The following is a 23,252-nucleotide window of genomic DNA, read 5'->3' on the forward strand; positions in this document are numbered from 1 at the left end:
AGAGGAGTAGAAAATTATGAATAAGGGAATAATATTTGATGTAGACGGAACAATTTTAGATTCAATGAAAATCTGGATGGATGCAGGAAAAATATATTTGGATAAGTTTGGAATTGAGGAAAAAGAAAATATTGCAGAGGTTTTATTTGATTTAACGATGGCTGAAGGTGCAAAATACATAAAAGAAACATATAAATTGGATAAAACTATACAGGAAATTATTGATGGAATAAACAGTGTTGTATATGAATTTTATGAAAATGAAGCAATGCCAAAGGATGGAGTGTTGGAATTTATAGAGTATTTATATGAAAATAAAATTCCAATGACAGTTGCAACATCTACAGACCGACCAATGATTGAAGCAGCTTTTAAGAGATTAGGTTTGGAAAAATATTTTAAGAAGATATTTACAACAACAGAGGTTGGAAAGGGAAAAGACAATCCGTTAATATTTGAAAAAGCAATGGAAGAAATGAAAAGTGATAAAGCAGGTACATGGCTTATGGACGATGCATTTTATTCATTGAATACAGCTTATAATAATGGAATTAATACAGTTGGAATATATGATGATTCTAGCAAATTGCATCAGGAAAAGGTTAAATCAGTATCTACAATCTATATTAAAGATTGGACTCAGGTAAAACAGTTAATTGCTGATATGAATTTGTAAAGCATATGAACATAAACTTATAAGCTAAATAACAATAATATATATAGATGATGTATAATTATTTATGATAATAATAAAATACAACTCCCACATATGGATTTTTTGTGTGCTAGAGATATTAACTTAAGTGCATTTGCAACTGCGTGCGTTATTAAGTTAATACCTCAAATCTGCACAATTTAAAACCTATATGTGGGAGTTTTTCTTGATTTCTATGAAAAAGAATGTATAATCATAAATAAATAGGTAGCGATGACTAACTATAGTTAGAAATACACAACGTAAAAGATTAATAAAAAAATAGAGAGGAGTAAATATGTTTTTAGAAATCAAGGACATAAAAAAGAGTTTTGGAGACGATAAAAATAAGACAGAAGTGTTAAAAGGAATCAATTTTTCAGCACAAAAAGGTGATATTTGTGTACTGTTAGGACCTTCAGGTTCAGGAAAATCTACGCTTCTAAATATTATTGGCGGAATAGATGAGGCAGACAGTGGAACTATAACAGTTAACGGAGAAGTTATTCAGAATATGAATGAAAAAAATCTTACGCAATACAGAAGAAAGCATTTAGGATATGTATTCCAAATGTATAATCTTATACCAAATTTAAACGTAAAAGAAAACATAGAAGTAGGAGCATATTTGAGTGATAATCCATTAGACATAGATGATTTGCTTAAAACATTAGGCCTTTATGAACATAGACATAAATTGCCAAATCAGTTATCAGGAGGTCAGCAGCAGAGAACATCAATTGGAAGAGCAATTGTAAAAAATCCAAGTATTTTACTTTGTGATGAACCTACAGGAGCGCTTGATTATAATACTTCTAAAGAAATACTAAAGCTGATTGAGGATGTTAATCATAAATATGGTAATACAGTAATTATGGTTACACATAACGACGCAATAAAAAATATGGCAGACAGGGTTATAAAATTAAGAGACGGACAAATCAGAAAAGATTATGTTAACGAAGAAAAAATTCCTGCTATGGAATTAGAGTGGTAGGAGGTTAGATAATGAAAAATCCGTTACATAAAAGACTTCCAAGACAGTTAAAAAGCGAATTTGGAAAGTATGTGGTTATTTTTCTGTTACTTATTGGTTCGATTGGATTTATATCTGGATTTCTTGTTGCAGCAAATAGCATAAAGAAAACATATGATAATAGTTTTAGTGTTTATAACATTGAAAATGGTAATTTTGAAATGTTGTCTCCATTAAGTGATGAGGCGATAAATGAAATAGAAAATCAAGAAAAAATTTCCATATATAATAATTATTACATAGAAGAAGATACTGATACAAATTTAAATGATAAATATGACAGTACACTTAGAATATTTAAAGACAGAAAGAAAGTTAATAAAGTATGCCTTATGGAAGGTAAAAAGCCGGATAATAAAGATGAAATTGCCATAGACAGAATGTATGCAAATAATAACGATGTTGAAGTTGGTGATTACATTAAAGTTTCGGATAAGAAATTAAAAGTCACAGGTTTTGTAGCTTTATCAGATTATAGTGCATTATTCTCAAATAATGGAGACTTAATGTTTGATGCAGTAAAATTTGGTGTCGCAATAATGACAGATGATGGATACAATCAGTTCGGAGATGAACACAAATTTTACAGTTATTCATGGAAATATGATAAAGAGCCTTCCACAGAGAAAAAAGAAAAGAAGGTATCAGATAAGTTATTAGAAGTTATAGCTTCTAAAGGAATTGTGAAAAATTTCATTCCAAGATATACAAACAATGCAATTAATTTTACAGGTGATGATGTAGGAAGTGACAGAGGAATGATGATTGCTTTACTATACATTCTAATTGTAATAATTGCATTTATATTTGCAGTAACAATAACAAATACAATTAATAAAGAAGCAACGATAATAGGAACTCTTAGAGCGTCAGGATATTCAAAAAGAGAAATAACAGCTCATTATATGGAAATTCCATTAATAGTTACGATTATTTCAGCTATAATAGGAAATATACTTGGATATACGGTATTTAAATATGTATGTGTCGGAATGTATTATGGAAGTTATAGTCTTCCAACATATACAACGGTATGGAGTGCAGAAGCATTTGTGCTTACAACACTTGTTCCGTTTATAATAATGCTTGTTGTAAACTATGTGTTTATAAGAAAGAAACTCAGACTTTCACCAATGAAGTTCATAAGAAATGATTTATCAACTTCAAAGAAAAAGAAAGCCATAAGATTACCACATTTTAAGTTCTTTAACCGTTTCAGAATTAGGGTTATTATTCAGAACAGATATAATTATCTGACTTTATTTGTTGGAATCGTATTTGCAAATTTATTGCTTTTATTTGGATTAATGCTTCCGGCATTACTTGATTCTTATAATGACAGCATAATTGAACATATGGCTGCAAAGTATCAGTATGTATTGAAAGCACCTCTTGAAACAGAAACAAAGGATGTAGAAAAATATTTCATGAGCACAGTTGAAAAAACGGGCGATAATGGTGAAAAAGACGATATATCAGTATATGGAATATCAGATGACAGTAAATATTTATCAATGAATTTTGAGCGTGGAAAGGTCTATGTTTCAGATGTATTTGCAGACAAGTACAGATTGAAAAAAGGTGATAAATTCACTTTAAAAGAAAGTTATGGAACTAAAAAACATACTTTTGAAATTGGTGGAGTTTATGAATATCCTATTGGACTTACGATATTTATGAATGAAAAAGATTTTTGCAAAGAGTTCAATGTAAAAGACAATGAATTTACAGGATATTTTTCAAATGTAAAAATAAAAGATATTGAGCAGGAGTACATTTATTCTGTTATTACTCAGGATGATTTAACTAAAATGGCAAGACAGATGGATGTATCTATGGGTAGTATGATGAATATGGTAAACATTGTGTCAGTTATTTTATCAATGCTTGTAATGTATCTTTTAATTAAGCTTGTTATAGAAAAGAACAGTTTATCGATTTCTATGGTAAAAATTTTAGGATATGATAATAATGAAATAAGAAAACTTTATCTGACTGCAACGACATGGGTTGTAATCGCATGCGTAGCATTAAGCATTCCGGTTGTAGTATGGATTATAAAAGATTTGATTTACAGACCAATGATGATGGAAATGAAAGGATGGATTATATTGAAAATGGATCCGATAGTATATGGTGAAATGTTTATTCTTGGCATGTTAGCATATGCAGTAGTTTCATTCCTCGAATTTAGAAAAATTAAGAAAATACCTATGACAGATGCATTGAAAAATGTAGAATAACAAGATACCCACAGATGTATTCCGGTTTTGTGAGGGTTTGTGATATTAACTAAATAACGCTTGCGCTGCTTGTCACTCGCAGCAGTTCTAAATTTCCAGCTATATTTTGTTGTTAGAACCTTTGGCTCTAGGCAAAATCCGCTGTCAATTTGAACCAGCGGTGACAAATGCCTTTAGTTAATATCACAAACCCTCACAATTAAGAATTAATCTGTGGGTATTTTTATTTATAAAATTATGAAAGTATAAGTTTTTGTATTTAAAAATCATATCGCAAAATATCACCTGTCATTGAAAGAAAAAAGAATCAGTCGTATAATAATAAAAAAGCACAGTTCGGAAATAGTTATATAACGAGGAAATTATATGAAACAAAATATTGAACAGGAAAAATCAATTATTAATGAAACACTGTTAAATTCAATTCCAGGTGGAATAATAATTGTAAAAGTAGTTGAAAACAATATAGAATGTCTCTATTTTAATGAGGCATTTGCAAAATTATCAGGAAGAACGCATGATGAATTACAACGTTATCTTGATGGTGGGGTAAATGTTATAGATATTATATATGAGGCAGATAGAAAAAAGTTTTTGACGAGTATTTTATGCAAAATACAAAGTGATAATGAAGTAGAAGAAAGATATAGATATTATACAGCCACGGGAAATGTTCAGTGGATTAATTTGGTCGCTTCAAAGATTAGAGAAGAGGATGGATGTCCTGTTTTTTATTGTGCATGTACAAAGTTGTCAGATGAATTAGATTTGTATATAAAATTATCAGATGAATCTCCGGTTGCAACATATGTAGCAGAGAAAAAGGAAAGACGAATATTATATGCAAATGCTGAGTGGAAGAAAATAGAAAATATCCCTCAGGATATAAATGTAATTGGAAAGAGTGTGTATGAATTAATACCGGCTGAGAGAATAATATTTAGCGAGAAAGAAATAAATGAATTAACTTCTCAGGCTTACAGACAGATACATATTAAAAGAAATAACAGATATTATAGTCTGGGTACAAAAAGCTATTTATGGAATGATATTGATGCATACATGGTATATTTTGTTGATGAAACTGAAAGCATATTAAAGCAACAAAAAAAATTAGAAATATATCAGGCAGAACTTAAAACAAGAGAGGAAATGTCACAGGATATAATTGCTTCATATCAGATAAATCTTACTAAAAACAGAATTGAAAGAAGTAACTTTAAAAACAATTATGCTAATTCGACAGATGATGTTGTAAATGAAAACACATCATGTGAAGCTGCTGTTGAATATTTTATCGGATTAATTTTATCTGATGAAGTAAAAAAAGAAATAAGAAATAAATTTTCAGCCGGAAGCATTATAATGCAATACCATAATGGAAAAGAAAATATTGACTCTGAAGTTCAGATTGTAATGAAAGATGGAGAGATTAAATGGGTTAAGATTGTTGCTAAAATTTTAAGCAATCCCATTACTTCTGAAATTATGGAATTTGTGTATATACAGGATGTGACTGAAAAGCATACTATAAAATCAATAATGGATAAGTGTATACATACGGAATATGATTGTATAGGTTTGATAAATACAATCAATGGCCAAATTATGATTTTTAATTATAGAAACACATATGGCGAAATGAAAATGCGCAAGAAGAATTTTTTCGCAGATGAAATAGATACATTTATAAATAATAATATTGGAGAAGAAGAACGCGAAACGGCAAGAAAAGAATATGCGTTAGATAATATTAAAAAGCAATTGAAAAAAAATGACAATTATTATTTTTATCATAATATAACATCTAACATTGAAAAAGGAGTACGAAGAAAGAAAATTCATTTTCAATATTTAGATTCTGCCGTAAATAAAAATGAAATTTTATTCATGGTAACAGATGTTACGGATATTTATGAAAAAGAAAGAAAAAATAGCGAGAGATTAGCAAAAGCGCTAGAAGAGGCAAAACAGGCAGCTAAAGCTAAAAGCGAGTTTTTGGCACGAATGAGTCATGAAATAAGAACACCTATGAATGCTATTATTGGAATGTGCGAAATTGCTAAAGATGATGTTGATAAAAGAGAAGTTATAGCAAAAGAAATAGACCAGATTAATGAGTCAGGTAAATATCTGTTAGGACTTATTAACGATATATTAGATGTAAGCCGTATTGAAAATGACAAATTTGAACTTTATACGGAATGGTGCAGTATGTATAACGTTGTTAAACCTATTGTTTCAATGATGAGTCCATTAATGAAAGAAAAAAATATAGAATTTATTTATCCTAATTTTATCAAAAAAGAAAAAGATAAAGAAGTTTTATGTTACATTGATAAAATGCGTGTACAGCAGATGATTATTAATCTTTTAAACAATGCTTATAAATTTACTAAACCGGGTGGAAAGATAACCTGGAAAATAGAAAACATTAATGTAGATGATAAGACTGCAAAGGAAAGAATAGTAATCAGTGATACAGGCTGTGGTATGAGCAAAGAATTTGTACAGAAAATAGGCGAGCCTTTTATGCAGGAGAGAAATGAATTTTCATCAGAACTTATAGGCACGGGACTAGGACTATATATTGTTAAAAAAATTGTAGATGCGATGGGATTTACCATGAAAATAGAAAATGAACTTGGTAAGGGAACAACATTTATAATTGAGACAGAATATAGTTACAAATATAATGAAGATGATGAAAATCAGTTGGAAAATAGTAATGTTTCGGGAATGAGAGTGTTACTTGTAGAAGATAATGAAATTAACAGAGAAATTGCACAGACTCTTTTAGAAAGAGAGAAAATAATTGTGGAAACTGCAGTTGAGGGAAAAGAAGCAGTTGAGGCATTTGAAAAATCTGATTTGGGATATTATGATGCAATTTTAATGGATATTCAAATGCCTGTGATGGACGGTCTTGAGGCTACAAGAACAATTAGAAAATTGAATAAAGCCGATGCAAAAACAATACGAATAATTGCAATGTCGGCAAATGCGTTTGAAAGTGACATAAGGGCGAGTATTGATGCAGGAATGAATGCTCATTTAACAAAACCAATAGAAATGGAAAAGGTTTTAGAAGAAATTGCTAAAAGTAAATTAAAAAAATAGATATAGAATATGTAATGTAAATTATTAATATTTTATAAATTTAATCGTCAAAATGATGAATAAACAAAAGAAAGATGTATAATTACAGGAAAGAAGGACATAAAAGTGTATGATATAACATCAAAATCGGCAGATGATTTTATTAATCATGAAGAAATTCTAGATACAATTAAATATGCAGATGAAAATAAAAATAATATAAAACTTATTGATTCGATTCTTGAAAAAGCCAAATTAAGAAAAGGACTATCCCACAGGGAAGCGTCCGTATTATTAGCATGTAAAGATGAAAATAAAAACAATGAAATGTTTAAACTTGCTGAACAGATAAAAAAAGACTTTTATGGAAATCGAATCGTAATGTTTGCTCCACTTTATCTGTCGAATTATTGTGTTAACGGATGTGTATACTGTCCTTATCATGCTAAGAATAAGCATATTGCCAGAAAAAAACTTACACAGGAAGAGATTAAAAAAGAAGTAATAGCTCTTCAGGATATGGGACATAAAAGATTAGCACTAGAGGCAGGAGAAGATCCTGTTAATAATACAATGGACTATTATCTTGAGTGCATTAAAACAATATACAGTATAAAACACAAAAATGGAGCTATCAGACGTGTAAACATTAATATTGCTGCGACGACTGTTGAAAATTACAGATTATTAAAGGAAGCAGGAATTGGAACTTATATACTTTTTCAGGAGACTTATCATAAGGAAAGCTATAAGAAATTACATCCGACAGGACCAAAGAGTGATTATAATTATCATACAGAAGCAATGGACAGAGCAATGAAAGGTGGAATTGATGATGTAGGTCTTGGTGTATTATTTGGACTTGATAAGTACAGATATGAATTTGCAGGATTATTAATGCATGCTGAACATTTAGAAGCTGTCTTTGGAGTTGGACCACATACTATAAGTGTGCCTAGAATTTGCGATGCAGATGATATAGATAAGTCATCATTTTCAAATGGAATAAGTGACGATATTTTTGCAAAGATTGTTGCATGTATAAGAATTGCAGTTCCATATACAGGAATGATTGTATCTACAAGGGAAAGTCAGAAGACAAGAGAAAGAGTATTACATCTTGGAATTTCTCAGATTAGTGGTGGCTCAAGAACAAGTGTGGGCGGATATTTTGAAGCAGAATCTGAAGAAGAAAATTCAAGGCAGTTCGATGTAACTGATACAAGAAGTCTTGATGAAGTGGTTAACTGGCTTATGAAAATGGATTATATACCAAGTTTTTGTACAGCCTGTTATAGAGAAGGCAGAACAGGTGACAGATTTATGTCTTTATGTAAAAGTGGTCAAATACAGAACTGTTGTCTACCAAATGCATTAATGACTTTACAGGAGTATTTAATGGATTATGCTTCATCTGAAACAAAAGAAATAGGCGAAAATTTAATTCATAAAGAAATTGAAAATATTCCTAATGAAAAAGTAAAGAATATTGTAATAAAAAATTTAAAATTAATAAAAGATAATAACAAAAGAGACTTTAGATTTTAAAACAAACGTTAAAATCCTCTCTAGGAGGTTTATATGAAAATAGATATGCATTGTCATACAAAAGAGGGATCGCTAGATGGAAAAGTCCCAATTAGTGAGTATATAAATATATTAAAATCTCAGGGTTATGGGGGAATGTTAGTAACAGATCATGACTCTTATGATGGGTATAGATATTGGAAACATAATATAAAAAATGTTGACAAGGACTTTGTAGTATTTAAGGGAATAGAGTATGATACATTAGATGCAGGACATATCATTGTAATTATGCCGGAGAATCTTAAATTAAGGCTTATGGAACTTAGAGGAATGCCGGTACAGTTGCTTATTCCAATAGTTCATAATTATGGAGGAATATTAGGACCTGCGCATCCATTTGGTGAAAAGTTTATGAGCTTTATGAATTCAAAAGCTTATAAAAGAAATCCGGACATTTTATCTGAATTTGATTTTATTGAAGTGTTTAATGCCTGCGAATCTAAAATGGCAAATGATAAAGCGTTAGAAATGGCTGAAAAATATAATTTGACAGGAACAGCAGGAAGTGATTCACATAAGACGGAGAGCATAGGATATGCATACACAGTAATTCCTGATGAAATAAGAAAAGAAAGTCAGTTGATTGAGTATATAAAACACAGAAATAAGACTGAATTTGGTGGAAAAATATATGAAAATACTTCAAGAGGTAAATTAGGAAAAGCCAAGATAATAACAACATATTTATTTTGGATTTATAATAAATTTGGAGGTTGGAGTCGTGGAATCCAGCGTAATGGAAAACTTAAAAAAGGTTATATTGAAAGAATAGATATAATTGACAATGATAAAAAAGAAAATAAAGATAAAACAGAATATAAAGGAAAAGATAACAATAATTAACAGTTAAAAGAAATAATGGAGAAAATAATGGGTTTGAACGAAACAACTAGAGGTGAACGTATTCATATAGGAATATTTGGAAAGCGAAATGCAGGTAAATCTAGTGTGATTAATGCAATTACAGGTCAGAAATTATCGATTGTATCAGATGTTTGTGGTACAACAACTGACCCGGTATTAAAAGCAATGGAACTTTTACCTCTAGGGCCTGTTGTGGTAATAGATACTCCGGGAATTGATGATGAAGGAGAACTTGGCAAATTAAGAGTTCAGAAAACTTATCAGATGTTAAATAAGACGGATATAGCTGTTATAGTTATTGATTTAAATGAAAAGAATAATAATGATATGTCTCATAAAATTTTAGACGATGACATTTCTCTTATAAATGAAATTAAAAAACGAAATATTTCTTATATTATTGTTTTAAATAAAATAGATTTAATTAAAACAGATTTAAAAGAAAATCAAGTTTATAAAAAATTATTAGAAATAGTGCCTGAAAATAAAATAATTGGAATAAGTGCTAAAGCAAATAAGAATATATATGAATTAAAAGAAAAGATAGCCACATTAAAGCCGGAAAATGAATTTAAATATCCGATAGTCAGAGATTTAGTCGATGAAGGAGATATTGTTATTTTAGTGACACCAATAGATTCAGCAGCACCTAAGAGCAGACTTATATTACCGCAGCAGCAGACTATAAGAGAATTATTAGAAGTAGGGGCAATTACGATTGTGATTCAGCCGGATAAACTTGTTGCTACTTTAGATAAATTAGTACAAAAACCGAAATTAATTATTACAGACAGTCAGGTATTCAAACAGGTAGCAAAAGATACACCTAATGATATGCTTTTAACTTCTTTTTCAATATTAATGGCAAGGCATAAAGGAAATCTTAAGACACAGGTAGAAGGTGCAGCTACTATCGAAAATTTAAATGATGGAGACAGAATTTTGATTTCAGAAGGTTGCACTCATCATAGACAATGCGATGATATAGGAACGGTTAAGCTACCTAATTGGATAAAAAAATACACAGGAAAAGATTTAAAACTGCATTTTACAAGTGGAACAGAATTTCCGACAGATTTGTCAGAGTACAAATTAATTATTCATTGTGGCGGATGCACATTAAATGAAAAGGAAATGAAATATAGATTAAAGTGTGCAAACGATAATAAAATTCCAATGACAAATTATGGTACATTGATAGCGTATATGAATGGAATTCTTGAAAGAAGTATAGAAGTATTTAATACTAATAAACGAAAATAATGGCTCGTTGTCAGAAATGGGGTAAAACAAGTTTATAACCAGGCTGCAAATAACCAAAATAATATTATATGTAGTGTTTTAGGTTATTTACTACACATATGATAAATGAGTAAAACCCACATCAATGGAAAATGATGTGGGTTTTACTCATTAAAGACTATAATAAATGTTTAAAATAATTAGTGTGATTTTACATGATTCTTTATAGCCGCAAAGCTTTCCTTGCTAATCACATGCTCAATTCTACATGCATCTTCTGTAGCAATTTCTTCAGGAACTCCTAAACGTACTAACCATGATGATAAGAGTTCATGTCTTTCATATATCATGTCTGCAATCTGTTTTCCAGATTCTGTAAGATAAATGTATCCGGCGTCAGTAACAGTGATATGACCTTTCTCTCTAAGGTTTTTCATAGCAATGCTGACGCTTGATTTCTTAAAACCTAATTCGTTGGAAATATCTACGGAACGAACAACGGGAAGTTTTTTGCTAAGAACAAGAATAGTCTCTAAATAATTTTCTGCCGATTCATTAATAATCATGTTGAAAACCTCCTTGTATTTCTCGTATTGTCTTTTGATATTGTATCACAAAGTGGAATATTACTCAAATTATATTGAATAAAAATATAAAGGTATTTTTATAAAAAATAGAAAAAAATTTGGAATTTTAGTAAAATAATTATTGACATCTAATTTGCGTTAGCATATACTAACTGTTGAAAATAAGGTTTATCTTTACTTAAGAAGAAAGAAGGAAACATGATGCCATTAACTATGATAAATGAAGGAGAACCAACGGTTATCAAAAAAGTTGGCGGTAAGGAAGAAACAAGAAGGTTTTTGGAAAACTTAGGATTTGTAGTAGGTGGAACTGTTACAGTTGTTTCACAGATGGGTGGAAACATGATTGTTAACGTAAAAGATTCACGTGTTGCAATAGGAAAAGATATGGCTAATAAAATTATGGTTTAGATTTAATAAAGAAAATTAAAGTTTTATTTATTTGATTAAATATTATTAAATCTTTTTTGTTGTGCAGGTATTTAAGAGTGCACAATCATAATTTTACATATAAAAAGAAATATGAAAGAAGGATAGCAATGAGTACATTAAAGGAAGTTGCAGTTGGAAAGACTGTGAAAGTTAAGAAACTTACTGGAGATGGCCCGGTTAAAAGAAGAATTATGGATATGGGCATAACAAAAGGTGTTGAAGTATATGTAAGAAAAGTAGCACCTTTAGGAGACCCGATTGAAGTAACTGTAAGAGGATATGAATTATCTCTTAGAAAAGCAGATGCAGAAATGATTGAGGTAGAATAATTTTTTTTACCTACAAGTTAGAAGTGACTAATAAAAGTAAGTACAACATAATGAAAGTGAGCGATATGCAATAAAGGTAAGCAATGAAGAATTGCGGTCAGAATGATAAAACTTGCGTTTGAAATTTTGAGTTAACTTACTAATGACAAAATAGCATATTATTACACATTTGAAAAAGATAGTAAAAAAAGGAGAAAAAAATGTCAATTAAAATTGCTTTAGCAGGTAACCCTAACTGCGGAAAAACAACTTTGTTTAATGCTTTGACAGGTTCTAATCAGTTTGTTGGAAACTGGCCAGGCGTTACAGTTGAAAAGAAAGAGGGTAAAATCAAGGGAAATAAGGAAGCTACATTGGTCGATTTACCAGGTATTTACTCTTTATCTCCATATACGCTAGAAGAAGTGGTTGCAAGAAATTATCTTATAACAGAAAAGCCGGATGCAATAATTAATATTGTTGATGGTACAAACATTGAAAGAAACTTATATCTTTCAACTCAGATTATGGAACTTGGTATTCCTGTAATCATGGCTGTTAACATGGTTGACGTATTAGAGAAAAACGGTGACAAAGTTAACATCGAAAAATTAAGTCAGAAACTTGGATGCGAAGTAGTGGAAATTTCAGCTCTTAAAGGAAAAGGAATTGATACACTTGTAAAAAAAGCAGTTGCTTTAGCTAACAAAAAACAGGCTTCAATAGCAGTTCATGAGTTTACATTAGATGTTGAAAATGTAATTAAAGATGTAGAAAACCTTCTTGGAAGTGGTGTTGCTCCTGAACAGAAGAGATTCTTTGCAATAAAGCTTCTTGAAAAAGATGATAAGATTAGTGAAATGATGACAGAAATTCCTGATGTATCAAATGAAATAGCAAAGCTTGAAAAAGAATTTGATGATGATACAGAAAGTATTATTACAAATGAAAGATATACATATATTTCTTCTATTATCGGAGAATGTATTAAGAAGTCTTCAAAGAAGGGATTATCAGTATCAGATAAAATTGATAAAGTAGTAACTAACAGATGGGCTGCGCTTCCAATCTTTGCAGTAGTAATGTTTGTTGTTTACTTTGTATCAGTAACAACAGTTGGTTCATGGGCTACTGACTGGGCTAACGATGGTGTATTTGGTGACGGATGGCATTTATTTGGCATAGGAACAAGTTCTTATGAAGATGCATCAGGCGATTATGAAAAGCAGACAGCAGCAGTGGATGCTTTCATTGAAGCAGCTAAGGACAAAGGAATCAGCACAGATAATATCGAAGAAGTTCTTGGGGACGAAGAAGCAAGTGAAGCTGATAAAACAGCAACAGTTGACGCATTTGTTGCTGAAGCCGGAGTATCAGACATTACTGCAAAAGCAGAAATTGAAGATGAAGATGGAAATGTAAAAGACAAGTTTGACGTAACAGTTAATGATTTTAAGACAGCAACAGAAGCAGAAGAACCTGATCCTGCAGATTATGGAGTTTGGGTACCAGGTGTTCCTGTGATTATTGGAAATGCACTTGAAGCAATTAACTGTGCAGGCTGGTTGCAGGGATTAATCCTTGATGGTATTGTAGCCGGTGTTGGTGCTGTACTTGGTTTCGTACCACAGATGCTTGTATTATTTATTTTCTTAGCTTTCCTTGAAAGCTGTGGATATATGGCAAGAGTTGCGTTTATCATGGACAGAATTTTTAGAAAGTTCGGTCTTTCAGGAAAATCATTCATTCCAATGTTAATTGGTAGTGGATGTGGTGTTCCGGGTATCATGGCATCAAGAACAATTGAAAATGACCGTGACCGTAAGATGACAATTATGACAACAACATTTGTTCCTTGTGGAGCAAAACTTCCTATTATCGCATTAATAGCAGGTGCGTTTTTTGGAAATGCAGGTTGGGTAGCAACAAGTGCATACTTTATTGGTATTGCAGCAATTATCTGCTCAGGTATTATTTTAAAGAAAACAAAAATGTTTGCAGGCGATCCGGCTCCATTCGTAATGGAACTTCCTGCATATCATTGGCCAACAGTTAGCAACGTACTTAGAAGTATGTGGGAAAGAGGATGGTCATTCATTAAGAAGGCAGGAACAATTATTCTTCTTTCAACAATCGTACTTTGGTTCTTAATGAGCTTTGGTTGGGTAGATGGAAAATTTGGAATGTTAGAAGCAGAACAGTTAAACGACAGTATTCTTGCTTCAATTGGAAGTGTAATCGCCCCTATCTTCACACCACTTGGATGGACAAAAGCAGGTGAAGGATGGAAGATGGCTGTAGCAGCTATTTCAGGTTTAATTGCAAAAGAAAATGTAGTAGCAACATTTGGTATGTTATTCGGTTTTGCAGAAGTTGCAGAAGATGGTACAGAAATCTGGGGAAATCTTGCACAGATTATGACACCAATCGCTGCTTATGGTTTCTTAGTATTTAACCTTCTTTGCGCACCATGTTTCGCAGCTATGGGTGCTATTAAGAGAGAGATGAACAACAAAAAATGGTTCTTCTTTGCAATTGGATACCAGACAATTCTTGGATATGTAGTTGCATTATGTATTTACCAGTTAGGTACATTATTTACAGCAGGAACATTTGGAGTTGGAACAGTAGTGGCAATCTTACTTGTAATCGGATTTGGATACTTATTATTCAGACCATACAAGGAAAGTACATCTTTAAAAATTGACTCTAAAAAATTAGCAAAAAACTAATTTAAACATAATAAAATATTTATACAGAGGACTTTACAGGATATGTAGGTTAATGCCAATCGTATTCTGTAAAGTCCTTTTTTGTTTTTAGCGTACTATCTTCCAATATATGGTGTAAACAAGACATTAAGGTTTTGTTTACACTAATTTTTTTGTATGTTAAGATATAATTTATAAGGAGTTTTACAATAGTTGCACAGTTATAAATAACGGATTTTAATATTTGAAAATAAAGTTATGAGGGTGTAGTGGTTAATTTTAAAATTACGAAGAGTAGGAGGATACAATGATTAATATTGCAATAGTTGAGGATGAGAAATTATACGTATCTCAATTAAAAGAATATATATCAAGATATGAGAAGGAAAGCGGAAACAGAATTAATGTAAGAGTATTTCCGGATGGAGCGGAAATAGTTGAAAATTATTCAGGAGATTTTGACATAATTCTTATGGATATTCAGATGAAATATATGGATGGAATGACGGCTGCTGAACAGATTAGAAAATTAGACAGCGAGGTAATTATAATGTTTATTACAAATATGACCCAATATGCAATAAGAGGATATGAAGTTGATGCATTAGATTACGTTGTAAAACCGGTTGAATATTTTCCGTTTTCGCAGAAACTTGATAGAGCGATAGGAAGACTACAAAATAAAAAGAAAGTATTTGTATCAATTCCTGTAGAAGATGGTGTTTTAAAAATGGAAATTGATGATATATATTATGTTGAAAGTATGGGACATTCTCTCATATATAGAACTAAGAAAGGCGAATTTACTGCAAGAGGTACAATGAAAGATATGGAGGAAATATTATCGCCATATGGATTTTTCAGATGCAATAAAGGATATATTGTTAATCTCAAATACGTCGATGGGGTAAAAGAGGGAGTGTGCCTTATTAATGACGAGGAGTTATTAATAAGTAGAGCAAAGAAAAAGCCGTTTATGGAGGCTTTAGTTAATTATATGAGTGGGGTGACTGAATAATGGAAACAATTTATCAGGATATTCCAAGATTTTATACGGCATTAGCAGAATGGGGAGCGTGTGTAATTTATATTTGCCTTATTAAGAAGAGGTTCAATAATAAAATAACAGTTGCATTATCAACGTTATTTTTAGTTGCACAGATTGCGTTGTTAGTTCCAACGGGAGATTTGCCAACAGTATGGTGGATTCCATGTATGGTGGCTGCGGCACTTTTAATGTATTTATTCATATATACGGTAGGAAATGTGCATTCAATTACGGCGGCATATTTATGTGCGAGAGCATTTCTTATTGCTGAGTTTACAGCATCATTTCAGTGGCAGTTGGATTGTTATCTGAATGCAAGAGTTGATGTTGAGCATTTTGTATTTGCAAAGATAGTAATGCTGGTTGTTATATATACAGCAATTTTTGTATTAGTTGCATTTATGGAAAAGCCGTTAATGAATCCTGAATATTTAAATAAAATTACATATAAAGAATTTATTGCAGTTATAGCTATAGTGGCAGTAGCATTTACATTTAGTAATTTAAGTTTTATTTGGAAAAATACTCCATTTTCAAGTGGATTTAGAAGTGACATATTTAACATTAGAACATTATTTGATTTAGCAGGAATGACAATTCTTTATGCTTATCAAAGTAGAGTTTGTGAACTTATGGCTGAGTCAGAAATTGTAACAATGGATTCAATGTTAAAGAGCCAGTACAATCAATATAGAAATTATCAGGAAAGCATAGATTTAATTAATATGAAATATCATGATTTAAAGCATCAGATTGCAGGTCTTAGGGCAGAAACGGATATCGATAAAAGAACAGAGTGGCTTGATGCAATGGAAGATGATATTAGAGGATTTGAGAGTGTTACTAATACAGGAAATAAGGTATTAGATACTATTATAGCGGGAAAGATAATGCATGGACAGAAATATGATATTAAGTTTACCTGTGTTATTGATGGAAAATTACTTGAGTTTATGCATGTTACTGATATTTGTACTATATTTGGAAATGCAATTGATAATGCAATTGAAAATGTAGTAATGATTAAGGATATTGAAAAAAGAATTATACACGTGACTGTTTCTGCAAAGAATAAATTTGTACTTATTCAATTTCAGAATTATTGCGAAGTTAAACCAAATGAGGATAAAAGAGGAATTAGATTATTTGAGAGTTCAAAGGCTGACAAAAGAAATCATGGATTCGGACTTAAGAGTATTCAATATACAGTTGACAAATATGACGGAACCATGAAAGCAGGAATGAATAAAGATTGGTTTGAACTCACAATATTAATTCCTTGTAGTAACAAATAATTGTTAAATAAATGTGAAAAGTGCACATATAAGTGCACTTTTTTTGTGCAAAAAGTATATGCAAAATGCAGTTAATGAGTGATTTTCGACAGTTTATGACAGAAAACTCAAATTAAATTAGGATGTGGTAAATTATAGTTACAAGGAAACAGCGGATACCGCTCAGATGAAAAAGGAGGAAATGAGATGTTAGCTATTAACTGGGATGACGTTATAGGAGTTATTCAAAGTATATCAACACACTTAATAGTAGGTGTAATAGCAATTATTGTCGGAATAATTGCTATTGTAGCAGTAAAAGGATTAAAGAAACCTTTAAAACGTTTGGTTCGTGGAGAGGTTTTGGTAGCAATGGTATTGGTAATTGTTGTAATTGCAAATTTAATTTGTACAGGACCAATGAACACATTGTTAACATCAGTAGCAGGAAAGCCGGTTAGCAAAATCGACGCAAAGACAACTGAAGAAGCTACTGATTTAGTTTCAGAAATTGTGGAAGAAGGAGCAGTTCTTTTAAAGAATGATGATAACGTTCTTCCTGTAACAAGTGGTAAGTTAAACGTATTTGGCTGGGGTTCAACAAATCCTTGCTATGGTGGTACAGGTTCAGGTGCATTAAATGATGCATATCCTACAGTTAATTTAATCAAAGGTTTAAATGACGCGGGAATCGAAACAAACAAGGAATTAACAAAATTCTACACAGATTATGAAGATAAACATCCTGAAGTAGGAATGATGAGTTGTGATTGGACATTACCTGAGCCAAATGTAAGTCTTTACACAGATGAAATGATGAACAATGCAAAAGAATTTTCAAACACAGCAATGGTAGTTATTTCACGTGTAGGTGGTGAAGGTGCTGACCTTCCAACAGATATGGCAGCAGTTGCTGACGGAACATACAAAGCAGATATTCCGATGACATATGACGATTCAGTAAATGAAGGAAAAGACTGGGACAAAGGAGATCATTTCTTACAGTTATCAAACAGAGAAGAAGAAATGCTTGATCTTGTATGTAAAAACTTTGACAACGTAATTGTTGTATACAATGGTGCAAACCCATTTGAATTAGGATTTATTAATGATTACAAACAGATTAAGGGTGCATACTGGTGTGCAGGTGCAGGTCAGTCAGGATTTGACGGATTTGGACGTATCGTATCAGGTGAAGTTAACCCATCAGGTAGATTAGTTGATACATTTGTATATGATTTGACAAAAGCTCCAACATGGAATAACATGGGAGAATTTGAATATACAAATATGAGTGATTTCAAGGTTGATGCAACAGCTTTCAGTCCTGAAACACAGCCAACTTTTGTAAATTATGTAGAAGGAATTTATGTAGGATATAAGTTCTATGAAACAGCAGCTACAGAAGGCCTTATTGATTATGATAAGACAGTTCAGTACCCATTTGGATACGGACTTAGCTACAGCACATTTGAACAGAAAATTGTAAATTCAAGCACAGAAGGTGACACTGTAACATTGACAGTTGAAGTTAAGAACACAGGATCAGTTGCTGGTAAGGATGTTGTAGAAGTATATTATAATCCTCCATATACAAATGGTGGTATTGAAAAATCAAGTGCAAACTTAGTTACATATACTAAGACAGGTTCAATTGAACCGGGTGCAACTCAAACAGTTGAAGTTTCATTTGATAAAGAAGATATGGCATCTTATGATTCAAAGACAGCTAAAGCATATGTTTTAGAACAAGGTGACTATGTGGTATCTATAAATTCAGATTCACATACAGTATTAGACAGCGTTAATGTAAATGTTCCTGAAACAATTAAATATGGCGAAGATAACAAACGTGAAAGTGATGTATCAGTTGCAACAAACGAATTTGATTTCGCAGAAGGTGATGTAACATACCTTTCAAGAGCAGATAAATTTGCAAACTATGAAGAAGCAACAAAGGCTCCAACAAGTACAGAAATGTCAGATGAAGCTAAAGCAGGATTTTATAATGTATCAAATTATGATGCAAAAGCAGGTGAAAAAGATGAAGATCCTGATGCAGAATATCCAACAACAGGAAAGAATACAGGAATTAATTTAGTTGACATGCGTGGTGTAGACTATGATGATGAAAAATGGGATACATTCATGGATCAGTTAACAATTAAGGAAATGAACAGTATGACATCTCTTGGTGGATATCAGACTGCAGCAATTAAATCAGTAGGAAAATATAGAACAAATGACTGTGATGGTCCGGCTTCTATTAATAACAACTTTACAGGACAGGGTTCTGTAGGATTCCCTGCAGCAGTAGTAATTGCAGCTACATGGAATAATGAATTAGCAAATAAATTTGGTGATTCAATCGGAACAATGGCAGATCAGATGGATACAGCAGGTTGGTATGGCCCGGCTATGAACATTCATCGTACAGCATTTGCAGGACGTAACTTTGAATACTATTCAGAAGATGGTGTATTGTCAGGAGATATCGCTGCAAGCGCAATTCAGGGTGCACAGGCTCACGGAGTATATGCATATATGAAACACTTTGCATTAAATGATCAGGAAACAAATAGAACAAGCATGCTTTGTACATGGGCAAATGAGCAGGCAATCCGTGAAGTTTACTTAAAACCATTTGAAAAATCAGTTAAAGATGGTGGCTCATTAGCAGTTATGTCATCATTCAACTACATTGGAAACCGTTGGGCAGGTGGATGCTCAGAATTATTAGAAGATGTTCTCCGTGGTGAATGGGGATTCAAGGGATTTGTTGAAACTGACTACTTTGGTGTATATGGTTACATGAACGCTGACCAGGCAATTCGTAACGGTACAGACCTTATGTTAGTAAACTATGCAACAGAAGCAAATGATATGAAATATACTGAAACAGCAGGAGCACAGCAGAAATTACGTCAGTCAGCAAAACGTATTCTCTATGTTGTAGCAAATAGCCGTCAGTACAGTGAACTTGGAATTGAACAGTCACAGCAGCCAAACCGTTGGGAAACAATTCTTAAAGTTGTAGATGTTTGCGCAGCAATTATCTTAATTGCCTGGGAAATCTTATTAATAGTAAACTTCAACAAGAGAAGAAAAGAAGTTGTTGTAGAACAGGCAGAATAATATAGTTGTTTAAGAATAATTATAGATTATAACTAAAGGTAATCATGCTACTTGTAGAGCATGACGACCGGAAAACTCCCTCAAATGCATCCTTACTTAAGTGATTAAAACTTAAGTAAGGATGCATCTTTTTTATGCACAATGAAAGAGTTTCAGCCTGATTAATGTCAAACTGATTTAAAGATATAATGTCCTGGGTTTAAGATAGTATTTATGCTTATAAGTAGTGAAAGTGCTCTGCTAGTACGGCTGACAATTATGCTTATAAGTAGTGAAAGTATTCTATTAATATATCTACAACTGTGATTACAATCAGTAAAAGCATTCCTTAAAGATACCCGTATAAAAGCACCGTTTATGTCTCTAAAACGGCAGTTTATGACAAAAGAATATATTTGATATTTTAGATGATATATTAAGATTAACAAAATGAAAGAAGAATTTAGCAACAAAAAAAGAAAGTTAGTACATAAATATTGCGATTAGAAAAGGAGAGTAAAATGAAACATCAGGACTTACTTAATAAAATGACTTTGGACGAAAAAGCAGCAATATTAAGCGGAATGACAGAGTGGGAAACAAGAAATATTGACAGATTAAATATACCGTCAATGTTTTGCTCTGACGGACCTCATGGGATTCGTAAGCAGGAAGGTGATGGCGATCATTTAGGATTAAATGCATCAGTTCCAGCAACATGTTTCCCAACAGCAGCAACAGTTGCAAACAGCTGGGATCCGGAATTAGGCGAAGAAATAGGAAAAGCTTTAGGCGAGGAAGCAGTAGCTTTAAATGTAAATGTAATACTTGGTCCGGGATTAAATGTAAAAAGAAATCCTTTATGTGGAAGAAATTTTGAATATTTTTCAGAAGACCCATATTTAGCAGGAAAAATGGCTGCTTCATATATTAAGGGAATTCAAAGTAAAGGTGTTGCAGCATGCCCAAAACATTATGCAGTAAATAGTCAGGAATTAAGAAGAATGGCTTCTGATTCTGTATTAGATGAAAGAACATTAAGAGAAATATATTTAACAAATTTTGAAATTGCTGTAAAAGAGGGAAATGCCAAAGCTATTATGAGTGCATATAATCAGGTAAATGAAGTATATGCAAATGAGAATAAGCATTTATTACAGGAAATTTTAAGAGATGAATGGGGATTTGATGGAATAGTTATTACAGACTGGGGAGCATCAAATGACCATACAGCAGGCGTTGCAGCAGGTTCTAATTTAGAGATGCCGGCACCGGGACTAGGTTCAGCAAGAGAACTTTTAAAATCAATTGAAGAAGGACGACTTACTGAAAAAGAATTAGATGAGTGTGTAGATACATTGTTAGATGCAATTTTAACATTTGCAAAAAAAGAAAAAAGCAATAGTAAGTATGATAAAGAATTGCATCATGAGATAGCAAAAAAAGCAGCAGGAAAGAGTGCTGTATTACTCAAGAACGAAGAAAATATTCTTCCATTAAAAGAAGGAACAAAGGTAGCAGTTATAGGAGATTTTGCAATTGAACCAAGATTTCAGGGAGCAGGTTCATCAGTTGTAAATGCTACAAAAATAGAAACAATAGCAAATACAATAGCACAATATAAACTTGAAAATATAGGAATAGCAAAAGGTTATGACAGAATAGGTAAGGAAAATAATCAATTGCTTGAAGAAGCGAAAGAAATAGCTTCAAAAGCAGATGTAGTTCTCTATTTCTTTGGATTAGATGAATTAAGCGAGTCAGAAGGATTAGACAGACAACATATGAAAATTCCTGCAAACCAGATTAAATTACTTGAAGAATTAAGCAAGGTAAATAAAAACATTGTAGGAGTATTAAGTGCAGGTTCAGCAATTGAAACACCTTGGGATGTTAATTGCAAAGGACTTTTGCATGGATATTTGTCAGGACAGGCAGGAGCAGGTGCATTACTTGATATTATTACAGGAAAGATAAATCCATCAGGAAAATTAAACGAAACATTACCTGTAAAATATGAAGATGTACCTTCATACAATTATTTTCCATCAAAGGAACGAACATCAGAATACAGAGAAGGAATATTTGTAGGATATCGTTACTATGACACAGCTAAAGTTCCTGTAAAATATCCATTTGGATATGGACTTTCATATACAACATTTGAATATTCAGATATAAATGTTGCAGAGGACAAGGTTACATTTACAATCACAAATACAGGAAAAATGGATGGCGAAGAAATTGCCCAGATGTATGTAAGCTGTAAGTCAGATAAAATATACAGACCTAAAAAAGAATTAAAAGGATTCAAAAAAGTATTTTTGAAGGCAGGCGAAAGCAAACAGGTTGAAATACCATTTGATGATAAGACATTTAGATATTTCAATGTAAAAACAAATAAGTTTGAAATTGAAACAGCAGAATATGTTATTAACATAGCTTCAAATGTAGAAGACGTAAGAATTTCAGCAGAAATTTCTATAAAAGGAACAGAGGCAGAAAATCCATATGACAAAGAAAAAATGCCATCATATTACAATGCAGATATCAAAAATGTAGATGATAAGCAGTTTGAAACTTTGCTTGGAAGGAAAATCCCTGATGGAAGCTGGTCAGGTGAACTATCAATGTATGATGCATTTTGCCAGTTATATTATGCTAAAAGATGGGTAGGACGATTAGTTTATAAAATTTTAACAAGCATAAAGAAGAAGAGCGAAGCAAAAGGAAAACCGGATTTAAATATATTATTTATTTACAATATGCCTTTTTATGCATTAGCAAAAATGACAGGTGGAATGGTTAGTACAGAAATGGCACAGGGAATTGTAAGCATTTGGAATGGGCATTTCTTTAAGGGTGTCGGAAAAGTTATTAAAGGATTCTTTGCAAATAACAAAGCAAATAAAGAATATGAGAAAAGACTTTTAGGAGAAAAATAAATATTAAGCAAAGATAGAAATTGTTAGGAACAAAATTAAAATTATTGATTAATGTGAAAACTTAA

Annotated in this window: 15 protein-coding genes; 14 read left to right on the forward strand and 1 reads right to left on the reverse strand. The window is 31.8% G+C overall.

Annotated features, from left to right (window positions below; genetic code table 11):
- The first annotated feature begins 16 nt into the window (after positions 1 to 16).
- The 7 genes from N5B56_RS08390 to hydF all read left to right on the forward strand — a co-directional run bounded on the left by N5B56_RS08390 (position 17) and on the right by hydF (position 10,789).
- A complete protein-coding gene (locus N5B56_RS08390; protein WP_022087896.1) occupies positions 17 to 676 on the forward strand; it encodes an HAD family hydrolase in 660 nt (219 codons plus the stop codon).
- Positions 677 to 992: 316 nt separating this feature from the next.
- A complete protein-coding gene (locus N5B56_RS08395) occupies positions 993 to 1,691 on the forward strand; it encodes an ABC transporter ATP-binding protein (protein WP_022087897.1) in 699 nt (232 codons plus the stop codon).
- An 11-nt stretch (positions 1,692 to 1,702) separates the two neighbouring features.
- Positions 1,703 to 3,973 (forward strand): ABC transporter permease, encoded by a 2,271-nt coding sequence (locus N5B56_RS08400; protein ID WP_260978725.1) that lies wholly within the window; start codon positions 1,703 to 1,705, stop codon positions 3,971 to 3,973.
- A gap of 366 nt (positions 3,974 to 4,339) precedes the next feature.
- Positions 4,340 to 7,093 (forward strand): PAS domain-containing hybrid sensor histidine kinase/response regulator, encoded by a 2,754-nt coding sequence (locus N5B56_RS08405; protein WP_260978726.1) that lies wholly within the window; start codon positions 4,340 to 4,342, stop codon positions 7,091 to 7,093.
- A 105-nt stretch (positions 7,094 to 7,198) separates the two neighbouring features.
- Positions 7,199 to 8,620, forward strand: coding sequence for a [FeFe] hydrogenase H-cluster radical SAM maturase HydG (gene hydG / locus N5B56_RS08410; protein ID WP_260978727.1), 1,422 nt, complete (start codon positions 7,199 to 7,201; stop codon positions 8,618 to 8,620).
- Between the two features lie 33 nt (positions 8,621 to 8,653).
- The gene (locus tag N5B56_RS08415; RefSeq protein WP_260978728.1) at positions 8,654 to 9,505 is read left to right on the forward strand and encodes a PHP domain-containing protein; all 852 of its coding nucleotides are present in this window, start codon (positions 8,654 to 8,656) and stop codon (positions 9,503 to 9,505) included.
- 27 nt (positions 9,506 to 9,532) lie between these two features.
- Positions 9,533 to 10,789: a [FeFe] hydrogenase H-cluster maturation GTPase HydF gene (gene hydF / locus N5B56_RS08420; protein ID WP_260978729.1), complete on the forward strand. Its 1,257-nt coding sequence runs from the start codon at positions 9,533 to 9,535 to the stop codon at positions 10,787 to 10,789.
- Positions 10,790 to 10,968: 179 nt separating this feature from the next.
- Here hydF and N5B56_RS08425 read toward each other — a convergent pair whose 3' ends face one another.
- Positions 10,969 to 11,334 carry a metal-dependent transcriptional regulator gene (locus N5B56_RS08425; RefSeq protein WP_022089657.1) on the reverse strand — a complete coding sequence of 122 codons (366 nt, stop codon included), beginning with the start codon at positions 11,332 to 11,334 and terminating at the stop codon, positions 10,969 to 10,971.
- Between the two features lie 219 nt (positions 11,335 to 11,553).
- Between N5B56_RS08425 and N5B56_RS08430 the strand changes: the two genes are divergently transcribed.
- From N5B56_RS08430 to N5B56_RS08460, 7 genes are all read left to right on the forward strand, one after another.
- Positions 11,554 to 11,766, forward strand: a complete 213-nt coding sequence (locus N5B56_RS08430) for a FeoA family protein (protein WP_117909598.1) — start codon at positions 11,554 to 11,556, stop codon at positions 11,764 to 11,766.
- Positions 11,767 to 11,894: 128 nt separating this feature from the next.
- Positions 11,895 to 12,116 carry a FeoA family protein gene (locus N5B56_RS08435; RefSeq protein ID WP_022089659.1) on the forward strand — a complete coding sequence of 74 codons (222 nt, stop codon included), beginning with the start codon at positions 11,895 to 11,897 and terminating at the stop codon, positions 12,114 to 12,116.
- 200 nt (positions 12,117 to 12,316) lie between these two features.
- Positions 12,317 to 14,827, forward strand: coding sequence for a ferrous iron transport protein B (gene feoB / locus N5B56_RS08440; protein ID WP_260978730.1), 2,511 nt, complete (start codon positions 12,317 to 12,319; stop codon positions 14,825 to 14,827).
- 286 nt (positions 14,828 to 15,113) lie between these two features.
- On the forward strand, positions 15,114 to 15,824 hold the full coding sequence (locus N5B56_RS08445) for a LytR/AlgR family response regulator transcription factor (RefSeq protein WP_178514746.1): 711 nt from the start codon (positions 15,114 to 15,116) through the stop codon (positions 15,822 to 15,824).
- Positions 15,824 to 17,149: an ATP-binding protein gene (locus N5B56_RS08450; protein WP_022089787.1), complete on the forward strand. Its 1,326-nt coding sequence runs from the start codon at positions 15,824 to 15,826 to the stop codon at positions 17,147 to 17,149. Before N5B56_RS08445 ends, N5B56_RS08450 begins: the two co-directional genes overlap by 1 nt.
- 186 nt (positions 17,150 to 17,335) lie before the next feature.
- On the forward strand, positions 17,336 to 20,263 hold the full coding sequence (locus tag N5B56_RS08455; RefSeq protein ID WP_260978731.1) for a glycoside hydrolase family 3 N-terminal domain-containing protein: 2,928 nt from the start codon (positions 17,336 to 17,338) through the stop codon (positions 20,261 to 20,263).
- A gap of 500 nt (positions 20,264 to 20,763) precedes the next feature.
- Positions 20,764 to 23,187, forward strand: a complete 2,424-nt coding sequence (locus N5B56_RS08460; RefSeq protein ID WP_260978732.1) for a glycoside hydrolase family 3 C-terminal domain-containing protein — start codon at positions 20,764 to 20,766, stop codon at positions 23,185 to 23,187.
- Positions 23,188 to 23,252: the final 65 nt, after the last annotated feature.

This window comes from Eubacterium album (assembly GCF_025336545.1).
In the GTDB taxonomy this organism is placed as follows: domain Bacteria; phylum Bacillota; class Clostridia; order Lachnospirales; family Lachnospiraceae; genus Eubacterium_U; species Eubacterium_U album.